The sequence below is a fragment of the Sphingomonas aquatilis genome, assembly GCF_014196115.1.
Taxonomy (GTDB): domain Bacteria; phylum Pseudomonadota; class Alphaproteobacteria; order Sphingomonadales; family Sphingomonadaceae; genus Sphingomonas; species Sphingomonas aquatilis.
On record NZ_JACIDB010000003.1, the window covers coordinates 186,798 to 202,538 of the forward strand.

General features: G+C 68.0%; 15 protein-coding genes and 1 other annotated feature. Of the genes, 8 read left to right on the forward strand and 7 right to left on the reverse strand.

Annotated elements, in window-relative coordinates; translation table 11 throughout:
* Positions 1-312: 312 nt before the first annotated feature.
* The gene (locus GGR47_RS09465; RefSeq protein ID WP_017979701.1) at positions 313-1,101 is read right to left on the reverse strand and encodes an alpha/beta fold hydrolase; all 789 of its coding nucleotides are present in this window, start codon (positions 1,099-1,101) and stop codon (positions 313-315) included.
* Positions 1,092-1,766 (reverse strand): DUF2459 domain-containing protein, encoded by a 675-nt coding sequence (locus GGR47_RS09470; protein WP_244305257.1) that lies wholly within the window; start codon positions 1,764-1,766, stop codon positions 1,092-1,094. Before GGR47_RS09470 ends, GGR47_RS09465 begins: the two co-directional genes overlap by 10 nt.
* 26 nt (positions 1,767-1,792) lie before the next feature.
* On the opposite strand from GGR47_RS09470, the gene phhA reads away from it, so the two are divergent.
* Positions 1,793-2,662 carry a phenylalanine 4-monooxygenase gene (phhA, locus tag GGR47_RS09475; RefSeq protein ID WP_147037101.1) on the forward strand — a complete coding sequence of 290 codons (870 nt, stop codon included), beginning with the start codon at positions 1,793-1,795 and terminating at the stop codon, positions 2,660-2,662.
* 471 nt (positions 2,663-3,133) lie between these two features.
* On the opposite strand, the gene GGR47_RS09480 is transcribed toward phhA, so the two are convergent.
* The 4 genes from GGR47_RS09480 to GGR47_RS09495 all read right to left on the reverse strand — a co-directional run bounded on the left by GGR47_RS09480 (position 3,134) and on the right by GGR47_RS09495 (position 7,597).
* Positions 3,134-4,096, reverse strand: coding sequence for a 50S ribosomal protein L11 methyltransferase (locus tag GGR47_RS09480; RefSeq protein WP_147037103.1), 963 nt, complete (start codon positions 4,094-4,096; stop codon positions 3,134-3,136).
* Positions 4,086-4,793, reverse strand: coding sequence for an SDR family NAD(P)-dependent oxidoreductase (locus GGR47_RS09485; protein ID WP_147037105.1), 708 nt, complete (start codon positions 4,791-4,793; stop codon positions 4,086-4,088). The genes GGR47_RS09480 and GGR47_RS09485 overlap by 11 nt, the downstream gene beginning before the upstream one ends.
* Positions 4,794-4,858: 65 nt before the next feature.
* Positions 4,859-6,187, reverse strand: a complete 1,329-nt coding sequence (locus tag GGR47_RS09490; RefSeq protein WP_147037106.1) for a methyl-accepting chemotaxis protein — start codon at positions 6,185-6,187, stop codon at positions 4,859-4,861.
* Positions 6,188-6,235: 48 nt separating this feature from the next.
* Positions 6,236-7,597: a methyl-accepting chemotaxis protein gene (locus GGR47_RS09495; RefSeq protein ID WP_017979696.1), complete on the reverse strand. Its 1,362-nt coding sequence runs from the start codon at positions 7,595-7,597 to the stop codon at positions 6,236-6,238.
* A 166-nt stretch (positions 7,598-7,763) separates the two neighbouring features.
* On the opposite strand from GGR47_RS09495, the gene sdhC reads away from it, so the two are divergent.
* Genes sdhC through sdhA form a run of 3 tightly spaced genes read left to right on the forward strand, consistent with a single transcriptional unit; the run spans position 7,764 to position 10,377 of the window.
* Positions 7,764-8,192, forward strand: coding sequence for a succinate dehydrogenase, cytochrome b556 subunit (gene sdhC, locus GGR47_RS09500; protein ID WP_147037107.1), 429 nt, complete (start codon positions 7,764-7,766; stop codon positions 8,190-8,192).
* Positions 8,192-8,575 carry a succinate dehydrogenase, hydrophobic membrane anchor protein gene (gene sdhD / locus GGR47_RS09505; protein ID WP_017979694.1) on the forward strand — a complete coding sequence of 128 codons (384 nt, stop codon included), beginning with the start codon at positions 8,192-8,194 and terminating at the stop codon, positions 8,573-8,575. The genes sdhC and sdhD overlap by 1 nt, the downstream gene beginning before the upstream one ends.
* Positions 8,572-10,377: a succinate dehydrogenase flavoprotein subunit gene (gene sdhA, locus GGR47_RS09510; protein ID WP_043060382.1), complete on the forward strand. Its 1,806-nt coding sequence runs from the start codon at positions 8,572-8,574 to the stop codon at positions 10,375-10,377. The genes sdhD and sdhA overlap by 4 nt, the downstream gene beginning before the upstream one ends.
* Positions 10,378-10,553: 176 nt before the next feature.
* Here sdhA and GGR47_RS09515 read toward each other — a convergent pair whose 3' ends face one another.
* Complete coding sequence (locus GGR47_RS09515) at positions 10,554-12,026, reverse strand: SulP family inorganic anion transporter (protein WP_183949525.1); 1,473 nt, start codon at positions 12,024-12,026, stop codon at positions 10,554-10,556.
* A gap of 75 nt (positions 12,027-12,101) precedes the next feature.
* Positions 12,102-12,157 (reverse strand) — a sequence feature (sul1 is cis-regulatory element that is thought to sense ions involved in sulfur or methionine metabolism; They are found in Alphaproteobacteria).
* Positions 12,158-12,556: 399 nt separating this feature from the next.
* On the opposite strand from GGR47_RS09515, the gene GGR47_RS09520 reads away from it, so the two are divergent.
* The 4 genes from GGR47_RS09520 (at position 12,557) to hslU (ending at position 15,542) form a co-directional block, all read left to right on the forward strand.
* Positions 12,557-13,096 (forward strand): glycoside hydrolase family 108 protein, encoded by a 540-nt coding sequence (locus GGR47_RS09520; protein ID WP_147037410.1) that lies wholly within the window; start codon positions 12,557-12,559, stop codon positions 13,094-13,096.
* A gap of 32 nt (positions 13,097-13,128) precedes the next feature.
* On the forward strand, positions 13,129-13,359 hold the full coding sequence (locus tag GGR47_RS09525) for a 3TM-type holin (RefSeq protein ID WP_020486567.1): 231 nt from the start codon (positions 13,129-13,131) through the stop codon (positions 13,357-13,359).
* A 277-nt stretch (positions 13,360-13,636) separates the two neighbouring features.
* On the forward strand, positions 13,637-14,182 hold the full coding sequence (gene hslV / locus GGR47_RS09530; RefSeq protein ID WP_147037408.1) for an ATP-dependent protease subunit HslV: 546 nt from the start codon (positions 13,637-13,639) through the stop codon (positions 14,180-14,182).
* A gap of 67 nt (positions 14,183-14,249) precedes the next feature.
* The gene (hslU, locus tag GGR47_RS09535; RefSeq protein WP_116461667.1) at positions 14,250-15,542 is read left to right on the forward strand and encodes an ATP-dependent protease ATPase subunit HslU; all 1,293 of its coding nucleotides are present in this window, start codon (positions 14,250-14,252) and stop codon (positions 15,540-15,542) included.
* Positions 15,543-15,741 lie beyond the last annotated feature (199 nt).

The window sequence follows — 15,741 nt, forward strand, 5'->3', positions numbered from 1 at the left end:
GGGGCGCTCCTTTCGTCACACCGTCTTGCGACACGCCCCTCCCGTGATCCCGGCGAACGCCGGGATCCACGAACACGGGCGACGGATGGTGCCCTGTAACAACGGCGTTCACCGCAACCATGGATCCCGGTGTCCGCCGGGATGACGAGAGTGGGGGAGTCGGCGCCTGAGCCCCCCACGTCCGTCATTCCCGCGAAGGCGGGAATCCAGAACCTCTAACGGTTGCGATGGAGCCGCACGGTCAGCCAGTCTGGATTCCCGCCTTCGCGGGAATGACGGGTGGTGGTGGGCAGGTCGTTCCCAAACGTCTCCTTACCGATCCTGCGCCACCGCGCCTTTCGCCAGCGCCGCGGCCACGGCGATCATCACCTCCGGATGGATATGCACGCCCAGGTGGCCGCTGTTCACCTGCACCGCCTCGGCGCTGGGATCGTGGCAGATGAAGCCGTTGACGAAGCCGTCGTGCGGGCTCCAGATCGCGGTGCAGGGCACCGGTAGCGGGGCGGCGATCGCTTCGCTGCGGGCGATGACGGCAGGGTCGTCGACGCGCTCGCCCGTCGCCCATTCGAACGCACGCCAGACGTTGGTGGCGCGGCCCCAGCCGGCATAGGGCGAGCTGACCGTCACCACGCGCCGCACCAGATCCGGCCGGCGATGCGCGACCAGCCGTGCCATGATGCCGCCGAGGCTGACGCCGACCAGCGTCACCGGCCCGTCCTCAGCCTCTAGCGCCTCGACCCGTGCGATCAGCCGCTCGGCCTCCGCGCCGACGCTTTTCACGCCCAGGTTTCGGCCCAGCCCCCAGCCTTCGGCGCGATAGCCGAGGCCTTCGAGGAAGCGCCGCAGCACCAGGCTGGAGCCGTCGGCATCGAACAGGCCGGGCAGGATCATCACCGTGCCGCCCGCGCCCTGCGGCACCGCGGCGAGCGCGGCGGCGTGGCGCCAGCGGGTCGCGAGCATCCAGGCGACGCGCGGCACCTCGCTCGCTGCGAGCGCCTTGGGCGGGGGCGGGGGCGCGTCGAAGCGGTCGCCGAAGCGGGCGTGCGACGGCGGTTCGCTGCGCCAGCGGGCGAGGCCCGTCTGCAACCGGCTCAGAACCATGACAGCACCGTGATCGGGAAGGGCGTCCAGCGCCCGACCCGCACGCCCGCGTTCGCCAGCGTCGCGCCGACCCAGGCGTTGCAGGTACGCCGCGCGCTGTAATGGCCGGTGCCGGCGTAGAAGACGTCGTTCGCGCCATAGCCGCGGAAGCTGCGGCGGACCGGCGCGGCGCTGGCGCGGATGCCGGCTGCCAGTCGGCGATATTCCTCGGGTCGCAGCGTCACAACGCGGATGCCATCGCTAGGTGCGGGCGCTGGCACGTGTTCGACGTGGAGCAGCGTCGCGTCGCTGCCGATCGCGGCGTGCAGGATCGTCGCCAGCCGCACGTCCGCCCACGTCGGCGTATCGAGGAAGAAGGTCCGTTCGCCCCAGCCGATCGCGATATGGTCATAACGGGCATAACGCGGATCGGCGAGGTCGGCTCCCGGCGCCCAGTCGCGCCAGTCGATTCCGGCCGCGACCTTGGGCAGCACCAGCGACACATGCACGCCGTTCGATTCGAGATAGACGGGTATGCCGCGCGTCGGCGGCCGCCAGCCGGCGTTGGCGGGGATCGCCCCACCGATCATCCCGGCGCCGGCATAGCCCGCGACGACGACGGCCAGCACGGCAAGCGCCACGAGCAGCCCCCGTCCCATCCGTCGTATCGGCGCATATAGTATCATCCGAAACCTTATGTTACGCCGTCGTCATGGCCACAGACACGCACGCGCTCGCTTCGCCCCCCACCGATGCCGCCGCAGACTGGACGATCCCCCAGAACTGGCAGCATTACACGGCGGAGGAGCATGCGACCTGGGATACGCTGTTCGCGCGCCAATCCCAACTGCTTCCCGGCCGTGCGTCCGACGCCTATCTGCGCGGGCTGGACGTGCTGAAGCTGTCGAAACCGGGCATCCCGGATTTTGAGGAACTGTCCGAACGGCTTATGAAGCTGACCGGGTGGCAGGTGGTGGCCGTCCCGGGGCTGGTGCCGGACGATGTTTTTTTCGATCACATGGCGAATCGCCGCTTCGTCGCGGGCAATTTCATCCGCCGGCCGGACCAGCTCGACTATCTGCAGGAACCCGACGTCTTCCACGACGTGTTCGGCCATGTGCCGATGCTCGCCGATCCGGTGTTCGCCGATTACCTGGAGGCGTACGGCCGCGGCGGGCAGCGCGCGATGCAGCATGATGCGCTGAAATACCTGGGCCGGCTGTACTGGTATACGGTGGAATTCGGGCTGATTCAGGAGCCGGAAGGCCTGCGCATCTATGGCTCGGGCATCGTGTCGAGCTATGCGGAAAGCCGCTTCGCGCTGGACGATCCCAGCCCCAATCGCATCGGCTTCGATATCGCGCGCGTGATGCGGACGGAGTATCGGATCGACGATTTCCAACAGAATTACTTCGTCATTCCGAGCTTCGACGAACTGCTGCGCGTGACGGTCGAGACCGACTTCGCGCCGTTGTACGAAACGCTGAAGGCGCAGGACGACATCCCGGTCGCGGCGATCGTCGACGGGGATGAGGTACTGACGCACGGCACGCAGGCCTATGCGCGGGGGAAGGCGGGCTGAGCGTTCCAGTCCCGTCATTCACCGTGGAGGTGGAAATAACGCGCAGGCCGGGGAAGATATTCAGTCAGCCGGCAATTCCTCCCCCGCCAGGGCGCATCGGGATGAACGGCCCCCGGCCGTTCAAGATCATGCCGGGTGCATGATCGACCCGAGGCGGTGGCATGCCGCAGGCATGACGGAGGGGGAGGGCTGGGTCACGCCCTGTTACCAGAGGCGTTCCTTTCCGCCCCCTCCGTCACCGCCGGCGGCGGCGCCACCTCCCCCTGGCGGGGGAGGAATGGACATGTTTCGATCGGCCGTTCATCCGCCCTTCGTGAACCCACGAGAATAGTCCCGCCTTCGCGGGGATGGCATTGGGTGGGGGAGCCGTTTCCCCATGAAACCCGTCACCCCGGACGTGATCCGGGGTCCCGCTCTTAGCAGGCCGCGGAAGAAGCGGGATCCCGGCTCAAGGCCGGGATGACGGAGGGGTCAGAGGTCCAGCGCCCAGCCGTCGCGGCCCTTGGGGTCGAAGGGCGCCGTCGGCACGTAGCGCTCCGCGCCGGCGGTGAGGCGCAGGACGGTCCAGTCGCCGCGGCGGTCGATCGCGTCGAGCGTGCAGCCGCAGGCGACATAGGCCTCAACGACGGTGTCGCGCTGCGTTTCCAGCAGGCCCGCCAGCACGATGGTCGCGTGCGGCGCGGCGATCGCGGCGAGTTCGGGCGCCATCGACACCAGCGGCCCCGCCAGGATGTTGGCGATCACGAGATCGTAGGGCGCGGCGGCGTCGATATCGGGGTGGCGCGCGCCATCGGCGACGAACAGCGTCACCGCGTCCGCGGCGATGTCGTTCAGCGCGGCATTGTCGCGCGTCACGTCGACCGCGACGGGATCGATGTCGGTCGCGACGACCAGCGCGTCGGGCCACAATTCGACCGCGGCGAAGGCGAGCAGACCGGTGCCGGTGCCGACGTCGATCGCGCGGGTGAAGGTCTTGCCCGCCACCGCCAGGCCATCGAGCATGGCGAGGCAACCGCTGGTCGTGCCGTGATGGCCGGTGCCGAAGGCCTGCCCCGCATCGATCAGGAAAGCCCGGCCGCCCGCGGGCGCTGCGACGGGATGCGCGCTGGTGTGGACGACGAAGCGGCCTTCGCGGATCGGCTCGAGCCCGGCCTGGCTCATCGCGATCCAATCCTCGTCGCCCAGCTGCGTGACCACCGGATCATGGCCGCTCGCGCTCGGCACCAGAGCGTGGATCGTCGCGAGCATCGCCGCATCGGGCGCATGCTCGACATAGGCGTCGAGCCGCCAGCGTTCGACGTCGTCCTCCACCTCTTCGGTGGTCATCAGCACCGCATCGATCGCGAGATCGGACGCGCTGTCGATCGCTTCCGCCTCGGCGCGGGTGCAGGGCAGGGTGATCCGCCAGCTCGTGCCGTGGGACTCAGCGGACATAGGAGGCTCCATTGATGTCGAGCACCGCGCCGGTCATCGAAGCGGGTGCCTCCAGCGCACAGAAGCGGGCGAGCGTCGCCACCTCGTCCGGGTCGGCGACGCGGCCCAGCGGAATGTCGGCGAGCAGTTTGTCGCCACCGCGGCTGGCCAGATAGTCGTCGGCCATGCCGGTCATGGTAAAGCCGGGGCAGATGGCGAAGGCGAGGATGCCGTCCTTCGCATAGGCGCGCGCGATCGTCTTGGTCATCGCGACCATGCCCGCCTTGGCCGCGGCATAATGCCAGTGCGCGGGGCTGTCGCCGCGAAAGGCGGCGCGGCTGGCGATGTTGACGATGCGGCCGCCGACCTTCCGGTCCTGCCAGTGCAGCACGGCGAGGCGGCACAGTTCGGCGGCGGCGGTCAGGTTGATGCGTTGCGTCCGTTCCCAGTCGGCGACCCAGTCGTCGGACGCGCGGTCAAGCGGATTGGCCTCAAACACGCCGGCATTGTTGATCAGCACGTCGATGGTGCCGCCCGCGCGGGCGAGCGCGGCATCCCACAGCGCGCGGGGGGCGGCGGGGTCGGCGAAATCGGCGGCGATGTCGGCCCCGCTGCCGGTGGTGGTCGCCTGGCCGATGACGGCATGGCCGCCGTCGCGGAGCGTCGCAAGGATGCTGGCGCCGATGCCGCGGCTCGATCCGGTAACGATGATGGTCATGGCCGCGGCCCTAACCGGCGGTGGCCGGGCGGGCAACCATCGGCAACAGGCGCGGAAATCCCGCGTCAGCCCACGCTGGCGGAGAAGCTTTCGGCGGAGCGTTGCAATTGCGCCAGCCGGTCGCCGACCTCGCTGAAGCCGGCGCCCAGACACACGATCTCGCCGACGACGGCATGCGTGTCGTCGCGGATCGTGTCGACCGTCGCCGCCATCGTGTCGGCGGCGAGCGCGCCTTCGTCGATCGCGGCGGTGATGGTGTCGACGGTGCGCGCCTGTTCCTCCATCGCGCTGCGGATGCGGAGCGCCGAGTTGCGCGCCGCATCCACCGTCTGGCGGATGATGATGTTGGTTTCGACGGTGGACCGCGTCGCCGCCTGGATCGCCGCGATCTTGGCGGCGATATCGTCGGTCGCGCGCGCGGTCTGGTTGGCGAGGCTCTTCACCTCCTGCGCGACGACGGCGAAGCCGCGGCCGGCATCGCCCGCCCGCGCCGCCTCGATCGTCGCGTTGAGTGCAAGAAGGTTGGTCTGCCCGGCAATATCGCGGATCAGGCCCAGGATCGATTCGATCGATTTGGCGTGATCGGACAGCGTCTCGCTGGCGCGCACCGCATCGACGGCATGCTCGCTGGCGCGCGTCGCGATGCCGGCGGCGGCCTCCACCTCGGTACGGGCGCTGTCGATCGCATGCGTCAGGCCGGCGGCGGTCTGCGCGGCGCTGCGCATCGCCAGCGCGGTTTCCTCGGCATTGCTGGCGACGATCCGCGCCTTTTCCATGACGGTGCGGGTCGATGTGGAGGCCGCGTCGGCCTGCACGCGGATACGCGCACCCAGCGCCACCGCCGATTCGATCGAGACGGCGATGCTTTCGCGGAAGGCGGCGGAGCGTTCCTGCCGTTCGCTGCGCGCCTCGTTCTCATGAACCTCGGCAAGATAGCCCGACATCAGATCGGCCTCGACCAGCGAGATGCGCTGCACCGCATCGCACATGCGCAGCAGGCGCGGCGTGTCGCCCGTGCAATAGCCTTCGAGGATCCGGACCGTGTGGCTGTGCGAATGGGCGAGCGCCGCCTGCAGGCTGGGCAGGGGGACGTTCGATCGCATGCACTGGTCGGCATGGCGGTGGGCGATCTTCACCCAGCCGTCGTCGAACGGGGCGCCATATTTCAGCCGGGCATAGTCGATGCTCTCGCGCATCCGGCGCTCCAGCCGATCGCCATGGAACAGGTGGCGGACCGATTGCGTCGCGGGCAGCGACAGATACTGGTCCCAGAAACAGCGCGCGATGTCGCGATAATCCGCCTCCGACAGCAAGGCGCAAATGTCGCGCGAGGTGTCGGCGAGCGTGCCGTCCCAGTCATATTCGCCCAGATGGTCGACGATGCGGCGTTGCATGATGCTGTCAGCCCCTCGGCGATCGGAGCGACGGAATGGCACGGGCCATCAGGCGGCGACCTTGGCGACGAAATCGCCGGCGCTGCTCTTCAGCGTCTGCAATCGCCCGTCGAGCCTGTCGAAGCCGCGGCCCACGCCGTCGATCTCGGCGGCGACGGTTTCGGTGTCCATGCGGATCGTGGCGATCGTGCTCGCCATCGAATCGGCGGCGAGCGCGGTTTCGTCGACCGCGGCGGTGATCGCGGTGACGGTCTGCGCCTGCGCCTCCATCGCGAAGCGGATGCGATCGGCCGATTCCTGCACCTCGGTCACCGTCGTGCGGATGCTGGCGTTGGTTTCGACGGTGGATTTCGTCGCCGACTGGATCGAGGCGATCTTGGCGGCGATGTCGTCGGTCGCGCGCGCGGTCTGGTTGGCGAGGCTCTTCACCTCCTGCGCGACAACGGCGAAGCCGCGGCCGGCGTCACCGGCGCGCGCCGCCTCGATCGTCGCATTTAGCGCCAGCAGGTTGGTCTGGCCGGCGATGTCGCGGATCAGGCCCAGGATCGATTCGATCGATTTGGCGTGGTCGGACAGCGTTTCCGACATGCCGACCGCATCGGTCGCCTGGCGCGAGGCGCGGCTGGCGATCTCGGCGGCGGCCTCCACCTCGGTCCGCGCGTCCTCGATCGCGCGGATCAGGCCTGCGGCGGTCTGTGCCGCCTCGCGCATCGCGACGGCGGATTGTTCGGCGGCGGCGGCGACCTCGCTGGTCTTGCCCAGCATGCCGCGTGCCGAGCCGGAGCTGCGCTCCGCCTGCGCGCGCAAGGTGCGGCCTTCGACGGTCGCGGTCTCGACAGCGTCGGCGATCCCTTCGCGGAAATCGCCCGCCAGCCGCTCGCGCGCCGCATGGGCGCTATAGCCGGCAAAGCCCGCGAACAGCGCGACGGTCAGCTCGGTTTCCATGCCGAACAGCCGCATCAGTGCGTCCACCAGTCCGGTGCGGTGCATCGTGTCTTCGGGCAGGCGCTTCTTCAGCGCCTTCAGGACGGCGCGATCGCTGGCGCAGGACATGGCGAGCAATTCCATCGTCTCGACGCCCGCGGCATAGGCGGCGGCGACCGAGCGTTCGAGCGATTCGACCCAGGCGATCCCTTCCAGATGGCAGAAGCGGTTGCGCAGATAGGCCACGCCCGCCGCGCGGCGACGCTCGCCTTCCATCGGCGTCCAGGTCGGCGCGCCCGGATTGGCGGCGCGCCAATGATCCCAATAGGCATCGACGATCTCGCCCGCATCGGGTTCGATGATCGTCCACAATTCCCGCGCCTGCGCGACCAATGTGTCGTCGCCGCCGTCGAACGCCTTGATTCGACTCGGCAGGTCGATCCTGGCGGCGATGCTGGCCGGGGGCGGCAGGGCGATGTCGGGCAAAGCTGAAGTCTCCGGCGAACGAGCGACGTGCCCGGTAAACGGGCCTCTCGACCGTCGTGCCGACCGCCCAAGTGGTTAATGCTCCGTTAGGAGCGGATGCTATGGGTTGCATCGGCGAACGCGTGGCCTAATAGGCACTGCAATCGATCTTGCCCGAGGACCGTTCATGGCATCCCGTACCCCGGCGCGCCCGCGCAGCCCGCATCTTTTCTCGGGCTTTCTGAAGCTCCACTACAGCTGGGGGCCGCATATGCTGGTCTCCATCCTCCATCGCGCGACGGGTTCGGGGATGGCGACGGTCGGCACGGTGCTGCTGGTGTGGTGGCTCGCCGCGATCGCGGGCGGGGCGGAAAGCTACGCGACCTTCCGCGACGTCTTCACGACGGACGCCGGCAACCTGAACATCCTGGGCTGGATCATCGGCGTCGGCATGACCTGGGCGTTCTTTACGCACGCGCTGAACGGCATCCGCCACCTGGTGATGGACGCGGGCGCCGCGTTCGAACTGAAGCGCAACAAGATGTTCAGCATGATCGTCATCGTCGGCGGCGTGGTGCTGACCGCGGCCTTCTGGCTCTACCTGGGGATGAAGTAATGGGTTCGGGCACCAGCATCGGCCGCGTCCGCGGCCTCGGCAGCGCCAAGGAAGGCGCGCATCATTGGTGGCGCCAGCGCGTCACCGCGGGATCGAACCTGTTCCTGACGCTCTGGTTCGTCTTCTCGCTGCTGCGCCTGCCGGGCTATGACTATGCCAGCGTCCACGACTGGCTGCGCAACAGCTGGGTCGCGGTGCCGATGATCCTGCTGATCGTGTCGGTCTTCTATCACTTCCGCCTCGGGCTGCAGGTGGTGATCGAGGATTACCAGCACGGCGAAAAGCGCGTCGCCTATATGATCGCGCTGAACTTCTTCACGGTCGCGACCGCCGCGATCGCCATCTTCGCGATCCTCAAGGTCGCCTTCGGAGCTGCGGCATGAACGCGCCTGCCTATAAGATCATCGACCACACTTATGACGCCGTCGTCGTCGGCGCGGGCGGTTCGGGCCTGCGCGCCGTCATGGAATGCGCGCAGAACGGCCTGAAGACCGCCTGCATCACCAAGGTGTTCCCGACCCGGTCGCACACCGTCGCGGCGCAGGGCGGCATCGCCGCGAGCCTCGGCAACATGGGCCCGGATCACTGGACCTGGCACATGTACGACACCGTCAAGGGGTCGGACTGGCTCGGCGACCAGGACGCGATCGAATATATGGTCCGCGAAGCGCCGGCGGCGGTGTACGAGCTGGAACATGCCGGCATGCCCTTCAGCCGTACCGACGAAGGCCGCATCTACCAGCGCCCGTTCGGCGGCATGATGCAGAACATGGGCGAAGGCCCGCCCGCGCAGCGCACCTGCGCCGCGGCGGACCGTACGGGGCATGCGATGCTCCACACGCTCTACCAGCAGTCGCTGCGCTACGACGCCGACTTCTACGTCGAATATTTCGCGCTCGACCTGATCATGGAAAACGGCGTGTGCCGCGGCGTGATCGCCCTGTGCATGGAAGACGGCAGTATCCACCGCTTCCGCAGCCACAACACGGTGCTGGCGACGGGCGGCTATGGCCGCTGCTATTTCTCCGCGACCTCGGCGCACACCTGCACCGGCGACGGCGGCGGCATGGTGCTGCGCGCCGGTCTGCCGCTCCAGGACATGGAGTTCGTCCAGTTCCACCCGACCGGCATCTACGGCGCGGGCGTGCTTATCACCGAGGGCGCGCGCGGTGAGGGCGGCTATCTGACCAATTCTGAAGGCGAGCGCTTCATGGAGCGCTATGCCCCGTCGGCGAAGGACCTGGCGTCGCGCGACGTCGTGTCGCGCTCGATGGCGATGGAGATGCGCGAAGGCCGCGGCGTCGGCAAGAACGGCGACCACATCTTCCTGCACCTCGACCATATCGATCCCAAGGTGCTGCACGAGCGCCTGCCGGGCATCACCGAGACGGGCAAGATCTTCGCCGGCGTCGACCTGACGCGCCAGCCGCTGCCCGTCACGCCGACCGTCCATTACAACATGGGCGGCATCCCGACGAACTTCCACGGCGAGGTCGTCAACCTGGTCGACGGCAATCCGGACACGGTCGTCCCCGGCCTGTTCGCGGTCGGCGAGGCGGCGTGCGTGTCGGTCCATGGCGCGAACCGCCTCGGCTCGAACTCGCTGATCGACCTCGTGGTGTTCGGCCGCGCGACCGGCAAGCGCATCGCCGACATCTGCAAGCCTAACACGACGCACAATCCGCTGCCCAAGGGTTCGGAAGAGCTGTCGCTGACGCGCCTCGACAAGTTCCGCAATGCCGCCGGCGCCACGCCGACCGCGGAAATCCGGGGCAAGATGCAGCGCACGATGCAGAAGCATTGCGCGGTGTTCCGCGACAACGCGCTGCTCAGCGAAGGCCAGGCGCTGATGAAGGACATCTACGCCTCGATGCAGGACGTGCAGGTCAACGACCGCAGCCTGATCTGGAACACCGACCTGATCGAGACGCTGGAGCTCGACAATCTGGTGGCGCAGGCGCTGGTGACGATCGATTCGGCGGCCAACCGCAAGGAATCGCGCGGCGCGCACGTGAACGAGGATCACCCGGATCGCGACGATGCGAACTGGATGAAGCACACGATCGCCACCTTCACCGGCTGGGGCGGCGTCGGCGGCGCGACTGCGATCGATTATCGCCCGGTCCACGACTACACGCTCACCGACGACGTCGAATACATCAAGCCGAAGAAGCGGGTGTATTGATCGGGTTAGGCCGGGCGCGACGACAGGGTCGCGCCCGGCCTTACCCGTCATGAGCCACGTCATCCCCGCGAAGGCGGGGATCCATAACCTCTAACGCTGGCGATCAAGCCGCACCGTCAGCCAGTCTGGATTCCCGCCTCCGCGGGAATGACGAGCGTGGAGGGCAATGCCCCCGCTCAAACCCCCATCACCAACGGCGCATGCCGATCGACCAGCACCGCGCTCGCGGCGTTGAGCCCGACCAGCTCCACCACCATCCCATGGCTGCGCATCTTGGCGACGACGTCGTCCAGCGCCGCGACCGCCGTCACGTCCCACAGATGCGCGTGCGTCAAATCGATCCGCACGCGCGCGGCGCTGTCGCGCAGGTCGAACCGGTCGGCGAACATTTCGGCGCTGGCGAAGAACACCTGCCCCGACACGGTGTAGACGCGCGTGTCGGTGCCGGCGTCATAGGCGACGTCGACGCGCATCATCCGCATCACCTTGAACGCGAAGAACACGCCACTCAGCAGTACGCCGACCGCGACGCCCGCCGACAGATCGTGCGTTGCCACCGTCACTGCGACGGTCGCGAGCATGACGACGCCCGACACCTTGGGATGGCGGGCAAGATCGCGCAGCGATCCCCAGGAGAAGGTGCTGATCGACACCATCACCATGATCGCGACCAGCGCCGCGACCGGCACCTGCGCGACCCAGGGGCGCAGCGGCACCATCACGACGAGCAGGAACACGCCCGCGACCAGCGTCGACAGCCGCCCGCGCCCACCATAGCGGACGTTGCCGACGGTCTGGCCGATCATGCCGCAGCCGGCGATGCCGCCGAACAGTCCCGCGGCGACATTGGCGAGGCCGAGGCCGGTCGCCTCGCGCGCCTTGTCGCTGCCGCTCTCGGTCAGGTCGTCGACGACGCGCGCGGTCATCAGCGATTCGAGCAGGCCGACCGCGGCCATCGCCAGTGCATAGGGCGCGACGATGGCGAGCGTGCGCCATTCGATCGGCACCGCGGGCAGCGCAAAGGCGGGCAGGGCGTCGGGCAGGCGCCCAAGGTCGGCGATCGTGCGCAGCGGCATCGGAAACGCGACGCTGACGGCAGTCAGCACGACGATGCAGATCAGCGGCGACGGAATGACGGTCGTCACCCGCGGCGTGAGGTAGATGATCGCGAGGCCGAGCCCGATCATCGCATAGGTGTGCCAGTCGACGCCGAGCAGCTGCGGCACCTGCGCCGAAAAGATCAGGATCGCGAGCGCGTTGACGAAGCCGGTGCGCACCGACTGCGACACGAAGCGCATCAGCACGTCGAGCCGCAGCAGGCCGAACAGCACCTGCAACAGGCCCGCGAGCACGGTCGCGGCGAGCAGATAGGGCAGGCCATGCGCCGTCACCAGCGCGGCCGCGACCAGCGCGACCGAACCGGCGGCGCCCGAGATCATGGCGGGGCGCCCGCCGAAGATCGCGATCACGATGCCGATGACGAAGGAGGCGAACAGGCCGACCTGCGGGTCGATACCGGCGACGAAGGAAAAGGCGATGACCTCTGGGATCAACGCGAAGGTGCCGACCATGCCGGCGAGGATGTCCCGGCGCGCGGCGGCGGCGCCGCTATACCATTCGGCGCGGTAGCGGGCGAAATCGAAGGTCATGTAACAAGGGTCCGTATCGACCGCGCAAGGTGAGGCATCACCGACAAAGGCAATGGTGTGAAGTGGCGCGGTATACGTTGTCCGGCGGATCGGCGGCCGGAATAGCCACCCGGAATTGCACCGGGTCCATGCGAATGCGGCGCGGTTAGCGCGAACTGCGTCGCGATGCAAATCCGGGGCGATGCAAATCCGGGACGATGGGGAGGATGGGGGACGGCGGCGGGATCGCCGCGGCCGCCCCATTCCCTCCGTCACCCCGGACTTGGTCCGGGGTCCACTCCGCGGCGAGGGGGGAGGCTGGAGGCGCGAACGCTCCCCCGCGGCCCGGTGGACCCCGGACCAAGTCCGGGGTGACGGATCGTGTGTAGGGCGACAGGAATGAGTCGCCGCCAAAGCGTGTTGGACGCCGGTCACAACCCGGTCGGCGCATCTCCTTGCCCACCAACCGGAAATCCCGCCGCCCGACCCACCCCCTGTCCTATTCCCCAAAACCATGATCCTCCCGCACGGTCACAGCAGGGGAGCGCATTATGACCATCCATGCCCTTATCGACCGGTTGATCGCCCGTGAGGGCGGCTATGTCGATCATCCCGCCGATCGGGGCGGCGCCACCAATTGGGGGATCACCACCGCGGTCGCCCGCGCCAACGGCTGGCAGGGGGCGATCCGCGATCTGCCCCGGGCGCGTGCCGCCGAGATCTACGAACGCGTCTATTGGCGGGGGCCGGGCTTCGACCGGATCGCCACGCGGGCGCCCGTGCTGGCGGGCGAGCTGTTCGACACCGGCGTCAACATGGGGACGGCGACCGCGATCGGCTTCCTCCAGCGTGCGCTCAACGCGCTCAACCGCGGGCAGGCCGATTATCCCGACCTCGCCGCGGACGGGGCGGTGGGCGCGCGAACGCTCGCGGCGCTCGATGCCTTTCTGGCGCGGCGCGGCAAGGCGGGGGAGGCGGTGCTGGTCAAGGCGATCGATGCCTTGCAGGGCGAACGCTATGTCACGCTCGCCGAGCGCCGCCCCGCCAACGAAGCCTTCCTGTACGGCTGGCTCGCGGGGCGCGTCTCGTGACGCCGCGCCAGCCGGTTGGGGAGGATCCGGGGGTGCGGCGTGCGCGCCCCGCCTTCCTCTACGTGATGTATGCGCTGATCCTGTGGACCATCCCGATGAGCCTGATCGCCGCGATCCGGCCCGATGTCGCGATCGCCATGGCGCGGGGGGCGGGTGCGTACCTCAATGCCATTCCTGAACCGCTCTACGCGCTCTTCGGTACGGGCTACCTCGGCTACACGGCAGCGCGGGCGTGGGGGAAGGCGAAGGGGGTGGAAAGGTGATTCACGCTAAGACGCTAAGACGCGAAGGAGAAGGGTGATTCACGCGGAGACGCGGAGACGCGGAGGTGTTGCGCTCAACGCGAAGCGTCTTTCACCATCACAGACCCGTATCGTCGAGGGCCGCTGGCGCGGCGAGCCTTCTTCTTCTTCTCCGCGTCTCCGCGTCTCCGCGTCTCCGCGTGAACCCCCTCTTCGCGGCTTCGCGTGAACAGCCCCCTTTGCACCCCCGGTGCGCGATCCTACATCGCGGGCCATGAGCGGGAACGATCCACACGCCATGCCGGTCTGGCATGGCACCACCATTTTGTCCGTCCGTCGCAATGGCAAGGTCGTCGTCATCGGCGATGGCCAGGTCTCGATGGGCCAGACGGTCATGAAGCCCAATGCGAAGAAGGTCCGCCGCCTCGGCAGCGAAGGGCAGGTGATCGGCGGCTTTGCCGGCGCGACCGCCGACGCCTTCACGCTGTTCGAACGGCTGGAGGCGAAGCTGGAGCGTCACCAGGGCCAGCTGATGCGCGCCGCGGTCGAGCTGGCGAAGGACTGGCGCACCGACAAGTACCTGCGCAACCTGGAAGCGATGATGATCGTCGCGGACAGGGACGTCACGCTGATTTTGACCGGCAACGGCGACGTGCTGGAGCCGGAAAACGGCGTCGCGGCGATCGGATCGGGCGGCAATTACGCGCTCGCCGCCGCCCGTGCGCTGGTCGATTACGAACAGGACGCCGAGACGATCTGCCGCAAGGCGATGGCGATCGCCGCGGAGGTCTGCGTCTACACCAACGACCGCACGACGATCGAAATGCTCGACAGCGCGAGCTGAAAAACACGCGCATCCGTGTGACTTTTGTGACCTTTCAGATCGCCAGATTCCGGCGAACAGGCAGATAATGAACGAAAATCTTACCCCCAAGGCGATCGTCGCCGCGCTCGACGCCCATATCATCGGCCAGGCCGACGCCAAGCGCGCGGTCGCGGTCGCAATGCGCAACCGCTGGCGCCGCCAGCAGCTCTCGCCCGACCTGCGCGATGAGGTGACGCCGAAGAATATCCTGATGATCGGCCCCACCGGCTGCGGCAAGACCGAGATCAGCCGTCGCCTGGCGAAGCTGGCCGATGCGCCGTTCGTGAAGGTGGAAGCGACGAAGTTCACCGAGGTCGGCTATGTCGGCCGCGACGTCGAACAGATCGCGCGCGACCTGGTCGAGGAAGCGATCCGGCTGGAGAAGGAACGCCGCCGCCTCGCGGTGAAGGACAAGGCGGAGGATGCGGCGATGAAGCGGCTGCTCGACGCGCTTGTCGGCAAGGACAGCAGCCAAGCGACGCGCGAAAGCTTCAAGCAGCGCTTCGCCGACGGCCATCTCGACCAGACCGAGATCGAGATCGAGCTGGAACAGGCGCCGTCGATGCCGTTCGAGGTGCCCGGTGGCGCGCCGCAGATGATCAATCTGACCGAGATGATGAAGTCCTTCGGCGGTGGCCAGCAGTTGAAGCGCCGCAAGCTGACCGTGCGCGCGGCGTGGGACAAATTGGTCGAGGAAGAGGCCGACAAGCGCCTCGACCAGGACGAGGTCAGCCGTACCGCGCTGGCCGACGCCGAGGCGAACGGCATCGTCTTCCTCGACGAGATCGACAAGATCGCGGTCAGCGACGTCCGCGGCGGTTCGGTGAGCCGTGAAGGCGTGCAGCGCGACCTGCTGCCGCTGATCGAGGGCACGACGGTCGCGACCAAATACGGACCGATGAAGACGGATCATATCCTGTTCATCGCCAGTGGCGCGTTCCACGTCGCCAAGCCGTCCGACCTGCTGCCCGAATTGCAGGGTCGCCTGCCGATCCGCGTCGAGTTGAAGGGCCTGACCGAAGCCGACTTCATCGCGATCCTGTCCGACACCAAGGCGTCGCTACCGGCGCAGTACAAGGCGCTGATCGCGACCGAGGGCGTCGACGTCACCTTCACCGACGACGGCATCGCCGCCATCGCCCGCATCGCCGCCGAGGTGAACGGGCAGGTCGAGAACATCGGCGCGCGCCGCTTGCAGACGGTGATGGAAAAGCTGCTGGAAGAGGTGAGCTTCGACGCCGAGGACCGTAGCGAACCGGTGACGGTGGATGCGGCCTATGTGGAGAAGCAACTGGCCGGCATCGCGCGCAATACGGACCTGAGCCGGTTCGTGTTGTAACCGGGACGACGCCGCACCCACCCCGTCACCCCGGACTCGTTCCGGGGTCCACCGTGCCACACGGGGGCGGTCAAGCCTCTAGCCGTCCCCCTCGCCGCGGAGTGGACCCCGGACCAAGTCCGGGGTGACGGCGGATGTGGGATAGGCGCATCCCGCACCCCGCGATCCGCCCGGAATGTGAGCAGGTGAAACCATCCCC